The sequence below is a fragment of the Anaerobutyricum hallii DSM 3353 genome (genome assembly GCF_000173975.1).
GTDB classification, from domain to species: Bacteria; Bacillota; Clostridia; order Lachnospirales; family Lachnospiraceae; genus Anaerobutyricum; species Anaerobutyricum hallii.
The window spans coordinates 33,985-49,234 of the sequence record NZ_ACEP01000053.1 but is presented as its reverse complement, the minus strand read 5'-3'; the positions used below and the strand labels follow the sequence as shown (position 1 = coordinate 49,234).

General features: G+C 39.2%; 15 protein-coding genes and 2 pseudogenes. 4 read left to right on the top strand and 13 right to left on the bottom strand.

Annotated elements, in window-relative coordinates:
• Nucleotides 1–170, bottom strand: a pseudogene (locus tag EUBHAL_RS16720) (DUF6783 domain-containing protein); the annotation flags it as partial.
• Between EUBHAL_RS16720 and EUBHAL_RS16715 the strand changes: the two are divergent.
• From EUBHAL_RS16715 to EUBHAL_RS04640, 4 genes and pseudogenes are all read left to right on the top strand, one after another.
• Nucleotides 138–257 (top strand): annotated as a pseudogene (locus EUBHAL_RS16715) (DUF6783 domain-containing protein); the annotation flags it as partial. The pseudogenes EUBHAL_RS16720 and EUBHAL_RS16715 overlap by 33 nt on opposite strands.
• Nucleotides 258–519: 262 nt before the next feature.
• On the top strand, nt 520–891 hold the full coding sequence (locus tag EUBHAL_RS04650; RefSeq protein ID WP_005345474.1) for a GntR family transcriptional regulator: 372 nt from the start codon (nt 520–522) through the stop codon (nt 889–891).
• Nucleotides 888–1,586 carry an ABC transporter ATP-binding protein gene (locus tag EUBHAL_RS04645; RefSeq protein ID WP_005345473.1) on the top strand — a complete coding sequence of 233 codons (699 nt, stop codon included), beginning with the start codon at nt 888–890 and terminating at the stop codon, nt 1,584–1,586. The genes EUBHAL_RS04650 and EUBHAL_RS04645 overlap by 4 nt, the downstream gene beginning before the upstream one ends.
• Nucleotides 1,580–2,401: a hypothetical protein gene (locus EUBHAL_RS04640; protein ID WP_005345472.1), complete on the top strand. Its 822-nt coding sequence runs from the start codon at nt 1,580–1,582 to the stop codon at nt 2,399–2,401. The genes EUBHAL_RS04645 and EUBHAL_RS04640 overlap by 7 nt, the downstream gene beginning before the upstream one ends.
• A gap of 291 nt (nt 2,402–2,692) precedes the next feature.
• Here the strand turns inward: EUBHAL_RS04640 and hflX are convergent, their stop codons facing one another.
• From hflX to EUBHAL_RS04585, 12 genes are all read right to left on the bottom strand, one after another.
• A complete protein-coding gene (hflX, locus tag EUBHAL_RS04635) occupies nt 2,693–3,991 on the bottom strand; it encodes a GTPase HflX (protein WP_005345471.1) in 1,299 nt (432 codons plus the stop codon).
• A 682-nt stretch (nt 3,992–4,673) separates the two neighbouring features.
• Nucleotides 4,674–5,105: a stage V sporulation protein AB gene (locus EUBHAL_RS04630; protein WP_167534387.1), complete on the bottom strand. Its 432-nt coding sequence runs from the start codon at nt 5,103–5,105 to the stop codon at nt 4,674–4,676.
• Nucleotides 5,089–5,754: a stage V sporulation protein AA gene (locus EUBHAL_RS04625; protein WP_022170276.1), complete on the bottom strand. Its 666-nt coding sequence runs from the start codon at nt 5,752–5,754 to the stop codon at nt 5,089–5,091. The genes EUBHAL_RS04630 and EUBHAL_RS04625 overlap by 17 nt, the downstream gene beginning before the upstream one ends.
• A gap of 10 nt (nt 5,755–5,764) precedes the next feature.
• Nucleotides 5,765–6,502, bottom strand: coding sequence for a SigF/SigG family RNA polymerase sporulation sigma factor (locus tag EUBHAL_RS04620; protein ID WP_005345465.1), 738 nt, complete (start codon nt 6,500–6,502; stop codon nt 5,765–5,767).
• Nucleotides 6,486–6,947 (bottom strand): anti-sigma F factor, encoded by a 462-nt coding sequence (spoIIAB, locus tag EUBHAL_RS04615; protein ID WP_005345464.1) that lies wholly within the window; start codon nt 6,945–6,947, stop codon nt 6,486–6,488. Before spoIIAB ends, EUBHAL_RS04620 begins: the two co-directional genes overlap by 17 nt.
• Nucleotides 6,944–7,279 (bottom strand): anti-sigma factor antagonist, encoded by a 336-nt coding sequence (locus EUBHAL_RS04610; RefSeq protein WP_044922002.1) that lies wholly within the window; start codon nt 7,277–7,279, stop codon nt 6,944–6,946. The genes spoIIAB and EUBHAL_RS04610 overlap by 4 nt, the downstream gene beginning before the upstream one ends.
• A 124-nt stretch (nt 7,280–7,403) precedes the next feature.
• A complete protein-coding gene (locus EUBHAL_RS04605; RefSeq protein ID WP_005345462.1) occupies nt 7,404–8,945 on the bottom strand; it encodes a tetratricopeptide repeat protein in 1,542 nt (513 codons plus the stop codon).
• A 19-nt stretch (nt 8,946–8,964) separates the two neighbouring features.
• The gene (locus EUBHAL_RS15870; protein WP_005345461.1) at nt 8,965–9,117 is read right to left on the bottom strand and encodes a hypothetical protein; all 153 of its coding nucleotides are present in this window, start codon (nt 9,115–9,117) and stop codon (nt 8,965–8,967) included.
• Between the two features lie 15 nt (nt 9,118–9,132).
• The gene (locus EUBHAL_RS04600; RefSeq protein WP_049940627.1) at nt 9,133–10,419 is read right to left on the bottom strand and encodes a bifunctional folylpolyglutamate synthase/dihydrofolate synthase; all 1,287 of its coding nucleotides are present in this window, start codon (nt 10,417–10,419) and stop codon (nt 9,133–9,135) included.
• Nucleotides 10,420–10,442: 23 nt separating this feature from the next.
• A complete protein-coding gene (locus tag EUBHAL_RS04595) occupies nt 10,443–13,085 on the bottom strand; it encodes a valine--tRNA ligase (RefSeq protein ID WP_005345457.1) in 2,643 nt (880 codons plus the stop codon).
• Between the two features lie 161 nt (nt 13,086–13,246).
• Nucleotides 13,247–14,077 (bottom strand): hypothetical protein, encoded by an 831-nt coding sequence (locus tag EUBHAL_RS04590; protein WP_005345456.1) that lies wholly within the window; start codon nt 14,075–14,077, stop codon nt 13,247–13,249.
• A 60-nt stretch (nt 14,078–14,137) separates the two neighbouring features.
• Nucleotides 14,138–15,241 (bottom strand): DUF5716 family protein, encoded by a 1,104-nt coding sequence (locus tag EUBHAL_RS04585; RefSeq protein ID WP_005345455.1) that lies wholly within the window; start codon nt 15,239–15,241, stop codon nt 14,138–14,140.
• Nucleotides 15,242–15,250 lie beyond the last annotated feature (9 nt).

Below are 15,250 nucleotides of genomic sequence, written 5' to 3'. Positions count from 1 at the left end.
ATAAAAATCGTAAAAATGGCAAGAGCATGACCAAATGCTTTTTTATTTTCCATAGTTTTCTCCTCTTTAGAGCGTGTTTGAAAAATCATTCCCGTAATCTGCACGCCCCAATTTGCGGGAGATTTTGCCTTCATTCAGTTGACGTAGCCCGCTACGCCGCCCTCATTCAGGCAAAATCTCCCACAAATTGCAACGCACATCTTGCAGAAAGCATTTTTCAAACACGCTCTAGTTTTTATAATCTTCTCTCATTTTAAATACACTCTCACCATTGTATCTCAAACTTGCAAAAAAGTCATGGGCGAAAAAATATTTTTATTTTGTGTTGACATTTTCTCGTTCTACATGTATTATTGTATTAATCACTTAGTACAATAATACAGAATTTTATTGTAAGGAATTTATTACATTTTCCTGCAAAATAGAATTGTATCAGATGTGAGATGACGCGCAGCTTGCAGCAAAAATGCCGAGGCATTCTTGAATGTAAGTGTTGATAACTTAAAGGAGGTGTTATAAATGTCTTGGAATCTTGACTCCAGCCGTCCAATTTACGCTCAGATTATCGAGAAAGTATCGCTGGATATTGTATCAGGCAAATATCAGCCGGGCGACAAACTTCCTTCGGTCAGAGATTTAGCTGCTCAGGCGGGGGTAAATCCCAACACAATGCAGAAAGCTCTTTCCGAATTAGAAAGAGAGAATCTGGTTCATTCCGCAAGAACAAGCGGGCGATTTATTACAGAGGACAAAGCTATGATTGAAAAAATGAGAGAGGAACTGGCATCCACACAAATCAAAGAATTTCTTAATAAAATGTCACAGATGGGATTTGATTACGAAAAGACAATCACTTTACTTGAAAAACTCGGAAAGGAGAATCAAAAATGAGTACGATTCTGGAATGTAAAAATCTATCCAAAAAATATGGCCGCAAACAGGCACTCGACAATATTACTCTTTCCTTAGAATCCGGTAAAATTATCGGTCTTCTCGGGCCAAATGGCAGTGGAAAGACTACTTTAATCAAGTTAATCAACGGATTACTTGCTCCAACAGGCGGAAAACTTTTTATCAATGGAAATACCCCTGGAGTCGAATCGAAAAAAATCGTCTCCTATCTCCCGGAGCGTACCTACTTAGATGAAACACAGAAAGTTTCAGAAGCAATTACATTATTTGAGGACTTTTATAAAGACTTCGACAGAAGCCGGGCAATTTCCATGTTAGAAAAGTTAAACATTGATTCTAATGCCCGAATCAAAACCCTTTCGAAAGGAACAAAAGAAAAAGTACAGCTAATCCTTGTCATGAGCCGCCGCGCTAAACTTTACTGTCTCGACGAGCCGATTGCCGGAGTGGACCCTGCTGCAAGAGATTACATTTTAAGTACGATTATCAACAATTACGAACCCGATTCCACCATCCTCATTTCCACGCATCTTATTTCTGACGTGGAAAATATTTTGGATGAAGTTGTTTTTATCAAAAACGGACATATCGTCCTAAAAAATGATGTGGAAGATATTCGTTTTAATCAGGGAAAATCAGTGGATGTATTATTCCGGGAGGTATTCAAATGTTAGGAAAATTATTTAAATATGAATGGCGTTCTATTTCAAAGCTTCTACTGCCAATTCATGGATTCGTGTTATTATTTGCCCTCTTATCTCGCTTTTATTTTACAATAAGCGGAGGAACAGACGCTTTATTAAACACCGATTCCACTATCATAGGCACGTTGACAATGCTTCTTATTTTTGCTCTTGTCATTGTCATTTCAAGTATTGCTATCTTTACTTATATATATAGCGGCTATCATTTTCATAAAAATGTATTTACCGACCAGGGCTACCTTACAAATACCCTGCCTGTAACACCATCACAGCTTTTGCTTTCAAAAGAACTTGCTGCTTTACTATGGCTTCTTATTGACGTTGTAGTTATCAGCATATCTATCTTTATTTTGGTAGGAAGTACAGAGCTTTTCTCTAACTTTAGTATTTTCTGGAGCACTCTGATACGTTATGCAAGCCAGACACCGCTCTTTACAACATTAATTATTATTGCCCTTGTTCTATCACCATTCCTGGCAATTGGTATACTGTTTTTCAGTATCACACTTGGAAACCTTGCCTCCAGCCACAAAGTACTTGCTTCCATTGGGGCATATGTTGGAATTTATGTTGTTCAGCAGATATTTGGATTAATCCAGCTTGTAGTCTGGGGATACTTCGGCAGCACTACAATTATGCGGGTGAATATTTACAGCAATAACTACTCCTTTGAAACTTTCCTTAATCCAATTCTGATTACTGGGCTCATCTTTAATATTATTCTGATAGCCGTATGCTGGATGGGAAGTAAATACATCATGACAAAGAGACTGAATCTTCAATAGAGAAATTCTGAGTTGTGAGGCTGCGGAGCAGAAAATCAGTTGGAGGGATTTGGGGAAGAAGACAGGAGATGTAGAAGCCTCAAATCTTTCTCAAAACAATTTCTGAGTTTGCATAGGCAGCCAAAGACAGCTCCCAAAGAGAGAGCATACCCTATATTTGTGGCCTCGGAGCAAGATTTGGATACGAGCGTGTATAAGCGAGTATTCAAACCGCCGCGACTAAAGCCACAAATATAGGGTATGCTCTCTCTTTGGGAGCGTCTCTTTTGCCTACGGCAATCAGAAATCGACCTATAGAATTACATATTCCTTATATTTTTTGAGGTCTTTAAGCAGACAGCTCATCGTTATTTTCGTTCCCTCTGCCTCATATTCCGTTTCTTTTACGGTTGCATTTTCATTGAAATAAGACACCAATGCCCCTTCCGTATACGGAATCAGCATCGTACATTCTACATAATCCTGATAAATATGGTTAGAAATAAGCTGTACGAGTTCTTCTAAACCAATATTCTGTCCGGCTGCCATATAGATGCAGTCTTTTCCGATATGCGGAAGTTCTGCTGGAACATCTTCTCTCCCATTTGCCTTTGCAATATCGCATTTATTAAAGACATGAATACATGGAATCTCATCTGCGCCAAGTTCTTTTAATGTCTGCCGAGTAACTTCCATATGATCCATATAATGTTCATCGGAATAGTCTACAACTTCTAACAGAAGATTGGCAAATTTTACTTCTTCTAATGTAGAATGGAATGCTTCTACTAGATTATGTGGAAGTTTGCTGATAAATCCTACGGTATCGGAAAGAAGAAATTCTCTTTTATCTGGCAAATGAATCTTGCGGACTGTAGTATCAAGTGTCGCAAAAAGCATATTTTTTGCCATTACTTTTCTGTCTTCTTTCTTTTCTTCGTTCTCCTCGTATTTATCAATAAATGCATTTAACAGTGTTGACTTTCCTGCATTAGTATAGCCTACTAAGGCAACCTGTGGGATTCCCTGCACTAAACGCCGCTTTCTCTGCGTCTCTCTGTTCTTCTCTACCTCACGAAGTTCTTTCTTTAACTCGCTGATTCTGTGGCGGATTTTTCGCTTATCTAATTCAAGTTTTTTCTCACCAGCTCCCTTATTAGATAATCCGCCGCTTCCGCCTCCCTGACGGCTCAAGATTTCTCCCATACCGGTAAGTCTTGGCAGTTCATACTGAAGTCTCGCTGTCTCTACCTGAATCTGTGCTTCTCTTGTTCTCGCTCTTGATGAGAAAATTTGTAAAATCAGATGTGTACGGTCAAATACCGGTCTCTCGATAATATCCTTTAGATTGCGAAGCTGCATTGGAGATAACGTATTATCAAAAATAATCACCTCCGCCCCCATCATATGGGCAACAGCTTTAATCTCCTCCACACGTCCTGTTCCTACATAAACACCGGTATTAATCTGGCTTACATTCTGTGTCTCCACTCCGACAACTTCCATGTTACAGGCCTCTGCCAGACTTTCTAATTCTTTTAATGCTGTCTCAAATTCTGGATCATTATTTAAATTCACACCGACGAGCAGTGCTTTTGTTCTTTCTTCCAAGTATATACCCCTTTCACGGTCATTTTAATTTTAAAACAAAAACAGCTCCCTCCAAAAAAGAGAGGAGCCTTCTGAATTGTATAATACCTGTATCCACTTCATACGTCAACTGGTTTTGTTAAATTCTGATTGCTGCAGGCAAAGAGACGCTCTCAGAGAATGAAATAACCTATATTTGTGACTTTAGTCGCTGCGGTTTGAATACTCGCTTATACACGCTCGTATCCAAACCTTGCTCCGAGGCCACAAATATAGGTTATTTCATTCTCTGAGAGCTGTCTTTGGAAGTTGAAGAACAGTCAGAATTTATGTTTTGGTGAAATTTGAGGGAGATTTCAGACAGTTATGGCTTAAATAAATTCGTAAACACGCTCTTGTTAATAGAAAAAAGTAGGGGCCATAACTATACGATTATGGCACTGGGTCAAGTATCAATCCTATAGAATTTCATTTTCCGGAACTTCTACATCTCCTGTCCTCTTCCCCAAATCCCTCCAGCATGAATTCTGATTTTACTTCAGAAACCACTGTCAGAAACATCGAAATCCCATCGTCCATATTTGTGGTCTCGGAGCAAGTGTTGAATGCGAGCGCATAAGCGAACATTCAACGCGCAGCGACTAAAATCACAAATATGGACGATGGGATTTCGATGTTTCGTCAGTTTTGCCAATTCAACAAATCAGAATACATAAAATTGTATTAAACAGCCTATGCACTTTCCTACTGCGGCGGCTTTTACCATGTAAGGAAATCCTTTTCTCAGTTTGATTCTTCTGGAAAATATAGGAATAATATTTACTACCTCCGCAAGTGCACCGGCAAGACATCCAGCAAATATTCCTGTAAAAAGACCGACAATATTGATTATACTAAGAGCTGCCGTATAAGAAATCCACTGCAAGTCTGGTTGATATAATGATACGAGATTAAAAAAAATCAATCCTAATGCCATGCTATTTTCGTAGGTCGGGATTGCGTCTGCCGTTTTCGTGAGTCCTGCCAGCCTTGTTACAATTCCAATCAAACTGATAAATGCAATAAACCCACCTGCCACAGCAAATCCTGCACCAAAAGCAACCCAGCCTAAAATAACTTTATTTATTATTGGCACTGTCATTATTCCCAGACACATCCAGTTCTTCTCCTTTCCGTGAGGCTCCCAATAAAAAAGTTCTATTTACATCCTGCTCGTAAAGGCGCATCTGCACCTGAATTGGTGTTGGTTCATTTGTAACTTTTTTCCCCGGAACATGATTAAAAAACAGAAAAATTCCCAATGCCAGTCCCACAGAATAAAAGAGTTCCACAAATGTAGGATCGTCTGGCTTTGTTCCAAGAAATACTTTATAAAGCTGGCCAAATACTTTCACCATGTCTACATCATTATTGTATCCCATAACTGTAATGCCTGCTCCAAAAAAACAAGTCGCACAAATAAATAAAATCTTTATCACCTGTACCCATTTTTTGCTTTTTAGCTCTTCTGCTTTATAATAGATAACCATATCAGTCTCACCGGTATTTCGAACTTCACCATACGGAATCTGTTCCGAAATTTTCTCAATCAATAATAAGATTGATAGAAAAACTCTCCCTTCTTTTTCGTTTTTCTCATCAAACTCATATAAAACAATATTTTTGATTTTCTTCTCTATCTCCTTATCTTCACAAAAAACAGAAGCAATGTCCCCAATATGAATTTTTTCATGATTTACATAGGAACTCTGCTCTGCCTTCAGATAAATAATTTTTTTCTCCATAACAAATTCCTCAAAGATTTCCGTTTTCCTTAGTATTGGCATTCTTCCTCAATTTATTCAGTATTTTTTTCTCCATCCTAGATACCTGTACCTGGGAAATTCCAATCTTTTTTGCAATCGCCGCCTGGGTCTGATTTTGGAAGTACCGCATATGGATAATCTGGCGTTCCTGCTCATTTAGTTTTTTTAATAATTCCTGTACATATATATTATCTACGGTCTGTTCTATCAAGTCAGCCTGCTGTTCGAGTTTATCTTCTAAATGAATTTCATCTCCCTCACTCTGATAAATGACCTGGTGTAGAGAACACACCTCCTGACCAGATTCCATTGCCATAAGGATATCGGACTCGTCCATATCTAAGGTGACCGCAATTTCTTTTAATGTTGGTTCTCTATTGTATAATTTTTGATAGTGTTCTTTTTCTCTTTTGATTTTATAAGAAGCCTCTTTTAGGCTTCGGCTTACTTTGACAATACCGTCATCTCTTAAAAATCTCTTGATTTCTCCCATAATTAATGGTACTGCATAGGTGGAGAACTTTACATTTCTTTCTAAATCAAAATTTTCAATGCATTTTAACAGTCCGATACTGCCGATCTGAAATAAATCTTCTTTATCATATCCCCGTCCCTGAAAACGTTTTACCACGCTCCAGATCAAACCGGAGTTTTCTTCTACTAATATTGACTGTGCTTCTTTATTTCCTTCTTTTGCCTGCTTAATTAATTCACAGGTTCTCTCCACACTCCTCCCCCTTCCCTATAATTTTTATAAGTTTTACTGTCGTTCCTTTTCCGGGTACACTTTTCACTTTTACCTCATCTGCGAATGCTTCCATAAAGGTAAAGCCCATCCCGGAACGTTCCTGTGTATGTAGGGTTGAATACAATGGCTGCATCGATTTTCCGACATCTTTTATACCTATACCATAGTCTGTTATAAGTACTGTTATCTTTTTATCTTCTCTTTTAAAATACGCCTCAATATCGCCGCCTGTTTTTGGATAGGCATGGATAATCGCATTAGTGACTGCCTCTGAAACAGCTGTTTTAAAATCAGATATTTCTTCTAATGTCGGATCTAATACCGAAGCAAATACCGCTGCTGTCGTCCTGACAATTTTTTCATTTTCCGGGCGATTACGAAATACCATTTTTAAACTGTTACTATTCTCCCCTGCCTGTTTCATTCGTATACCTCCTTTACTTTTTCAATACTGTCTAAAACTGTAACCAGGTTTAATATTCCTGCCATTTCCCACATCTTTTGAATTAATTCATTCCCTCCAAACAGATATACCTTCCCATTAATTGGATGTATCTTCCGCACTCGTCCTAATACCAGGCCAATTCCTGAACTGTCCATAAAGGATGTATCGGAAAAGTCAAAAATAATATCACGGATAATAAATTTCATGAAACTTTGCTCACATTCCCTTCTTACTTTTTCAGCCTGATAGTGATCAATTTCTTTCGGAAGTCTGATAACTAAACATTGATTTTTTACATGGCAGCATCCCATTTTTCCCTCTCCTTTTATTTTTATTGTAATATTTAACTCTGAATAACTATATTTTACCGAAAACAAAAAAATAAGTCCGACATATTTTGTCGAACTTATTTTTATTCGTAATAATTTTATAAAATTAGTTATTGCTATTTGATGTATCTGCACCGAAGTCTTCTTCTGTTGTACTCTTTGTACTACTCTTCTTAGATGTGGAAGAATCAGAACTGCTCGCAGTATCTGACTTAGAGTCTGTCGTTGTACTTCCGCCTTTTGCCTTCGCTGCTGCTTCTTTCGCAGAGTTAATTACCATATCAAGACCAAGATTTGCTGCCTTACGAATCAGCTCACTATCTCCTGAATTATTGATAATATCATAGAAATATTCCTGTGCCTTATCTGTATTCTTATTTAAGTACTTATAGCACATCGCAATATGATACTCTGTATTGTAGCTCTTATCATACTTATAGGACTGCTCAAGGTCATCTAATGCATCCTGATATTTATATGCATCAAAGGAAGCCTTTCCACTGTTATATAACTGTGCTGCAGCATTCTGGAAAGCTTTATCCTTCATGGATGTATATAAATTCTTGGCTGTTGTGGATGGCAGAGAGTCTTTGTCTACTTTTAAGAGATGCTTTGCACATTCCACATAATTTCCACTGGAGTATGCCTGACTGGCCTTTAAGATGCTGTCATACATGCTGTCTTCGCCTTTGGAGCCTTCGTAAACTTTAAGACGCTTAGTAAGCTTCTTATTCTTTTTCTGGAGGCTCTTCTTGTCATCTTTTAATGTGCTGATTTCTGCATCTTTTTTATTTGTAGTCTGGCTGTACTCTTTCTTTAAGTTATTATAGTCAACGCTTACGCTTGCCTTTACACTAGGAATAACAAGAACAAACATCGCAACTACACCGATAGCAAGACCAATCAGCATGTAAACAAACTGTTTCCATGTTTCCTTGTTCGGATCTTCATAATGGTCTACCGGACGTACATTTCTAAGGTTTTCATTATCCGGTTTTAAGGCATCTGCCGGACGCTTCTCCGGTACAGTGTCCGGGTTCTCGCCCATCTCATTCAGATATTTGCGTGCTGTTGTGTTATAGCGGTCAATTGCAAGTGCGTTATTCAAATCAGTCTGTGCGGAAACATTATCTCCTGCACGCATATGAAGAAGGGCAAATAACAGATGTGCATTCACAAAGTTTGGTGTGATGCTAAGTACCTTCTTTACCTGAATCATTGCAAGGTCATCGCTTCCCTGCTTCGCATAGGAAAGGGCGGTGTTATATTTCTTTGCTGTCTCGTTGATCTCCTCAAATACTGCAGGATGTTCTTCCATCTGACGGATGTAAAGATTCGCAACGTTCTCTTCTACAGAAGAAAGCTTTGCGCTGATCTTCCATTGGATATAGGCCTTTCCGCCTTCTCCCATCTCATTGTAGACAAGACCTAAAAGATTTCTCGCATTCTTGTGGGACTTATTATAGTTGAGAGCTTTCTTTAAATAAATCTCTGCGCCGCTTAAATCATGCATCTGCGCCTTTTCAAGGCCGATATTATAATAATAATCTGCGGTATTTAATGCTTTTGCTATGTGTTTATTGTCAAAACCACAGGCGTTGCAGTATCTGCTCGCGCCGACTGGCCGACCACATTTAATACACTTCATTATATTCCTCCTACTAAACTTACTTAGAAGCTTTCTTTCCCTCACGCTCTGCTACCAGTTCTTCTACAAGATCTGTTATATCCTTAATGTCATCACTAAACAGCTCATCCTCACCGATTTCTACGCCTACTGCTGGTTTAAACTTCTTTAACTCTAAATCATAATCAAACATGATATATCCTCACTTTCAAAACATTGTTGCTGCAAGTTCCTTTATCTCTCCCACTAAATACAGGGAGCCAAGACATAAAAGATTCTCTTCTTTTTCATCTCCTCTATCTCGTAAAGCTGCCTTAAATGCCTCACCGGCACTCTCAAATTCGCATATCGGACATCCTGCCGCTTCTTCAAAGCACTGTCTGACCGCAGCAGTATCCGCTCCTCTTGCACTGTCTATCTTTGTAATGTATATTCTCTTCCACGGAATCTTTCCAAGTATACGAATCATCTCGGTATAATCTTTATCAGAACAGACTGCAAACAATAAGAGCCACTCTTTATCAGAATCAGCTAAACTGTTATAAATCTGACGAACCGCTCCCGGATTATGTGCTCCATCTACATAAACATTCTCTGCAATCTCTTCCATCCTTCCAGCCCAGAACATCTCTAAAATGCCATTTCTGATAACATTCTCCGCCAAATCTGGCAAAAGAACATGTGCAGCAAGTGCGGCAAGCGCTGCATTCTGTACCTGATAGGAAGCATAACTCTTTACCTTTAAGTTACTTATCTTATAATAACGGCTATTGATAGAAAAATCAATCTTATTCTCGTATTTTTTTAAAATTGTAAGGTCTTGCGATTTCAGCCCGTAAACTGGGGATTTTTTTTCTTTCGCAGTTCTTTCGATAACAGGAAATGCCCCGTTTTCTTCATCAACAGCAACAACTGGTATCCCATTTTTTATAATTCCTGCTTTTTCTGCTGCAATCTTTTCAATCGTATCGCCGAGAATCTCCATATGGTCATAACTGATGGAAGTAATTATGGAAAGTACTGGATCTGAAAGTACTGTTGCATCAAGACGTCCGCCAAGTCCGGTCTCTAAAATACAATAGTCAATTTCTTTTTGTGAAAAAAGAATCATTCCCATCAGAAAAAGAATCTCAAAAAATGTAAGAGGCTGCAATCCCTGCTTCTCACCCTTTTCCATAAAAGACTTCACCTGACACCACGCTAAAATCAATTCTTCATCAGAACACTCTTTAAAATTAATACGAAATCTCTCGTTAATCTTTACCAGATGAGGAGAGGTAAATAATGCTGTCGTATACCCTGCCTGTCTTAAAATCGAGTCAATATATGCGCTGACCGAACCTTTTCCATTTGTCCCTGCAATATGAATCACCCGAAGATTCCTTTCCGGGTGATTCGCTAATTCCAGATAATCGGAGAGATTGGACAGACTTGCTTTGGCACCGAACTTGGGTATCTCATTAATTTCCCGTTCCATTTCGCTGTAGGTCATCATTCCTCTATCCCTCTTATCTCTATTTATTTTTTAAGCTGAGAAAGACGCTCTGCAACCTGTGCTGCCATAGAAGTGTATTTCTCTAATTTTTCTTTTTCTGCCTCTACCTTTGCTGCTGGCGCTTTGCTTATGAACTTCTCGTTAGAGAGCATTCCTTTGGCTCGTTTAATCTCGCCCTCAAGACGTTTTGCTTCTTTTTCAAGACGGGCGATTTCTTTTTCTACATCTACAAGCTCTGCAAATGGCATATAGATTACTGCGTCAGGGATAACGGTAGATACTGCATCGTCTGCAATACCAGCTTTATCTGCCTGTACATGTACTTCGCTTGCATAACCAAGTGTTGCAAAGAATACTCTGGAGTCCTCAAATACTTTACGAACTTCCTCTTTTTCAGATACTACATATACGCTTGCTTTCTTGCTTGGTGGTACATTCATATCTGCACGAAGGTTACGGATATTTCTTACTGCATTCTTAATGATTTCTACTTCATTCTCCTCTGCCTTAAAGTCAAATGCTTCCTCGAATACAGGCCAGTCAGATACCATGATGGACTCTTCTTCATCCTGTAAGCTGCAGAAGATTTCTTCTGTGATAAATGGCATATATGGGTGTAATAACTTTAAGGAAATTGTCAATACTTTCTTTAATGTAAAGAGTGCTGCTGCCTTTGTTGTATCCTCTTCGTTATAAAGTCTTGGTTTTACCATCTCGATGTACCAGTCACAGAATTCTTCCCAGATAAAATCATTTAACTTGGAAACAGCAACACCGAAGTCGTAATTCTCCATGTTATCTGTCACTTCTTTTACAAGAGAGTTTGCCTTAGATAAGATCCACTTATCTGCTGGTGTTAAATCATCAAGAGATACGTTGCTGAGGTCTGCTTTTTCAATATTCATTAACATGAATCTGGAAGCATTCCATACTTTGTTGGCAAAGTTTCTGCTTGCAATAATCTTCTTCTCAGAGTAACGCATATCGTTACCAGGTGCGTTACCAGTTACTAAAGTAAGACGAAGGGCATCTGCACCATACTGGTCGATAATCTCTAATGGGTCAATACCATTACCAAGAGACTTACTCATCTTACGACCCTGCTCATCACGAACAAGACCATGAATCAATACGTCACTGAATGGACATTTGCCAGTCTGCTCGTATCCGGAGAATACCATACGGATTACCCAGAAGAAAATGATATCGTATCCTGTTACAAGAACATTGGTAGGATAGAAGTAATCAAGGTCTTCTGTTTTATCTGGCCAGCCTAATGTAGAAAATGGCCATAATGCAGAACTAAACCATGTATCTAAGGTATCCTCATCCTGTGTGAAATGAGTACATCCACACTTAGGACATACAGAAGGAGTCTCTTTTGCTACAACAATCTCACCGCAGTCATCACAGTAGTATGCTGGAATTCTGTGTCCCCACCATAACTGTCTGGAAATACACCAGTCACGGATGTTCTCTAACCAGTGAAGGTAAGTACGGTCAAAATGACCTGGTACGAAACGGAGGTCACCGTTCTTTACTGCCTCGATCGCTGGTTTTGCCATCTCATTCATCTTTACGAACCACTGTTTTTTAACCATTGGCTCTACCGTAGTGTGACAGCGGTCATGCGTTCCTACGTTATGCTCATGGTTCTCGATACGTACAAGGTAACCGCCTTCTTCTAACTCTTTTACGATAGCCTTTCTTGCCTCGTAACGGTCCATTCCCTCGAACTTGCCACCGTTCTCATTGATTGTTCCATCATCATTTAAAATGTTGATTTCTTCTAAGTTATGACGCTTTCCAACTTCAAAGTCGTTAGGGTCATGAGCTGGTGTGATCTTTACGGCACCAGTTCCAAATTCTTTATCTACATAAGAATCTGCAACAATTGGAATCTCTTTATTTACGATTGGAAGAAGAACCATCTTTCCAACTAAATCTTTATATCTCTCGTCATCTGGATGTACAGCGATTGCTGTATCTCCAAGCATGGTCTCAGGACGGGTTGTAGCGATTTCGATGCACTTATCTGTTCCAACGATCGGATAGTTGATGTGCCAGAAATGTCCTGCCTGATCCTCATATTCTACCTCTGCATCAGAAATAGATGTCTGGCACACTGGACACCAGTTGATAATACGGGACCCCTGGTAAATGTACCCTTTTTCGTAAAGACGGATAAATACTTCCTGTACTGCCTTAGAACATCCTTCATCCATTGTAAAACGTTCTCTGTCCCAGTCAGCGGAAGAACCGAGTTTCTTTAACTGGCTGACAATACGTCCGCCGTACTCTTCTCTCCACTCCCATGTACGCTTTAAGAATCCCTCACGTCCAAGTTCTTCTTTATCAATACCTTCTTCTCTTAACTTATTAGTAACCTTTACCTCTGTTGCAATGCTGGCGTGGTCTGTTCCTGGCTGCCATAACGCATTGTAACCCTGCATTCTCTTAAAACGGATAAGAATATCCTGTAATGTGTTATCTAACGCATGTCCCATGTGAAGCTGTCCTGTGATATTTGGCGGTGGCATCACGATAGTAAAAGGTTTCTTACTGCGGTCTACTTCAGCGTGGAAATACTTCTTATCCAGCCATTTTTTATAAAGTCTGTCCTCAATCTCGGAAGGATTGTAGGTCTTATTCATCTCTGTTGCCATGTTTCATTCCTCCTGGTTTTTATCCTGTAAATCATGCACTACAAAAAGCACATGATATTTTTACTGTTTTAACTTATTCTGCAAAAACAATACACCAGAGCAAAAAAAGCTCTGACTATCATAGTATAACTTATTTGCGAATTTGTCACTAATATTTTGCCCTAAATGTCAATTTCTTTTCGAAAATCTTTCTTTAAGGCACTTACCAGTCTCTGTTTTTTCGCCAGAGCCTCTTCCGGCTTTCCATTTTCATCTAAAAATACTATTTTTCTATATTTTTCAGCCATTGCACTGTAAGCAAAATCTTCTTCAAAAGCAGCGAACTGTTCTTCAAAAGCATCCAGCAGAAAATCAGAGTCTTCAAAGGTCTTTAATTCTTCTCCGGCTGCCTCAATTCCATCAGCCAGTGCCATGATGCAATAATAATAAAATAAGGAACTTTCTTCTCCCGTATACTGATATGCCTTTATAAAATTAATCTTGGCATTCTCAAACCGGAACAGCTTTGCCTCTGCCACTCCCATATTATGATAGAGCCGTCCGACTTCTTCTTCCTTTATCTCTTTTTGCCCTAATGCTTCCTGATAATACCGTATCGCCCTTGAAGCCCGTCCTGAACTCGTAAGCAGATCTCCCATCCACTTTTTTTGTAAATAGACAGGGGCATTCATCAATCCTCTGTATTCATCAAGAATATCCCTGATTTCGTCCTCATTAAAATAATGACCTTCGCGGAACAATGCCGCAAAATACTTCATCTGATCTTTTTCCGGATCAAGCAGCTTAGATAACTGTTTCGACAGCTTATCTAAATCAAGTTCATCCCGTATATAGGCCAGCAAATCTTCTCCTGGAAGTGTATGAATATAGCAGATCATATGCTGACTCATATAATAGCAAAGTTCTTCATAGGAGAAAATCTGTATTCCTGTATCCTCAAAATAATATCCTTTTTCTCCAATCTTTCCAATACAGATTAGTGATTCTCTCATCTTCTCTACCTCTTTCTTTTTACGAAAATTCTCTGGAGCGTGTCAAAAAGTCACTCCAGATCACGAAATCAATGTAAACGGAAAGACGATAATCTTTCCTGTCGCCGGGAACATTTCCCCAAATCCCATATCTTTGAGAAGAATCACTCCCTCTGTCTGCGAAGTAAAGCTGACTTCAATACGGATTCTTGTTGTCTTTGGCGGTCGTTTCGGAAGTCCTTTGATATCACAGGCGGCTCCCTCAATTTCATTCTCTTTCGTATTATGGTAAAAGAAATCCACTCTCTGACTTTTATCAAGAATAATATCCACACTTCCATGTGTATTATACCATTCTCTTCCAATTGAAGTAATCGGAACATACTGTGGCTTACCTGCTTCTGTTGTAACGACACCGACAGTATGGTAAACCATATCAGGCCCATCCATAAGAATCATTCCCTCATCCATCAGTTCAATCGAATGAATTCCCAAAAGACATGCTCCATTGGCATAAAGATTCTGTCCTAAAAATACTCTTCTTCCTGCACACAGATAGGTAAGTGTCTTTTTCATCCAGTTTCCCTCAAATCCACTTCCTGTAAGGAAAATGATATTTGCCGGATTCTTTACAAGGAACCGCTTCATCATCTGGCCAAAGTTCTGATCCTGCTCCGGTGTTCCTTCTGCTACGCGGTACTCATTTAAATCAATTCTTTGCTGCAATGCCCGGTATGCCTTCTGCTTTGAGCGTCTGATCTGGTCAATCAAAACATAACTAAGCTGATTATCATGATAATCTAACAAAAGCGTATTTCGGTCCCACATGATTCTTTCCTGATGAAATACATATTCTGCAAAGGCTCTGAAATGCGTGATAACCTTCACCCCATGCAGTTTCCGAAGCTCCTCACTCACTGCCGATTTGAGCTTACTCCGATTCTCCTCCGATGCATCCTCCATCGAAAAATGAACCGCCTGAAAATCAGGCCACCGAAGCCCTCCTGTCTCCATATATCTTTCAACCTGCCGCATCCCAGACTCTATATATTCTTTTTGTTCTTCTTCAGACAGGAGGAAACTTTCTTCTGTCATCTCCTCCTGTCCCTCACGGTATATGCTAAACTGTACAGAAGTACGGCCTAAGTCTATTCCGGCATATTTTTTTGTTTCCAGTTCTTCCATTGTAAACCT

Coding starts and splice junctions, on each gene's coding strand:
- EUBHAL_RS15870 (WP_005345461.1), bottom strand. CDS start 9,117: ATGTTTGATTATGATTTAGAGTTAAAGAAGTTTAAACCAGCAGTAGGC.
- spoIIAB (WP_005345464.1), bottom strand. CDS start 6,947: ATGAAACAGGCAGGGGAGAATAGTAACAGTTTAAAAATGGTATTTCGT.
- EUBHAL_RS04625 (WP_022170276.1), bottom strand. CDS start 5,754: ATGGAGAAAAAAATTATTTATCTGAAGGCAGAGCAGAGTTCCTATGTA.
- EUBHAL_RS04600 (WP_049940627.1), bottom strand. CDS start 10,419: ATGATGACCTACAGCGAAATGGAACGGGAAATTAATGAGATACCCAAG.
- EUBHAL_RS04610 (WP_044922002.1), bottom strand. CDS start 7,279: ATGGGATGCTGCCATGTAAAAAATCAATGTTTAGTTATCAGACTTCCG.
- EUBHAL_RS04585 (WP_005345455.1), bottom strand. CDS start 15,241: ATGGAAGAACTGGAAACAAAAAAATATGCCGGAATAGACTTAGGCCGT.
- EUBHAL_RS04640 (WP_005345472.1), top strand. CDS start 1,580: ATGTTAGGAAAATTATTTAAATATGAATGGCGTTCTATTTCAAAGCTT.
- EUBHAL_RS04595 (WP_005345457.1), bottom strand. CDS start 13,085: ATGGCAACAGAGATGAATAAGACCTACAATCCTTCCGAGATTGAGGAC.
- EUBHAL_RS04590 (WP_005345456.1), bottom strand. CDS start 14,077: ATGAGAGAATCACTAATCTGTATTGGAAAGATTGGAGAAAAAGGATAT.
- EUBHAL_RS04605 (WP_005345462.1), bottom strand. CDS start 8,945: ATGAAGTGTATTAAATGTGGTCGGCCAGTCGGCGCGAGCAGATACTGC.
- EUBHAL_RS04650 (WP_005345474.1), top strand. CDS start 520: ATGTCTTGGAATCTTGACTCCAGCCGTCCAATTTACGCTCAGATTATC.
- EUBHAL_RS04645 (WP_005345473.1), top strand. CDS start 888: ATGAGTACGATTCTGGAATGTAAAAATCTATCCAAAAAATATGGCCGC.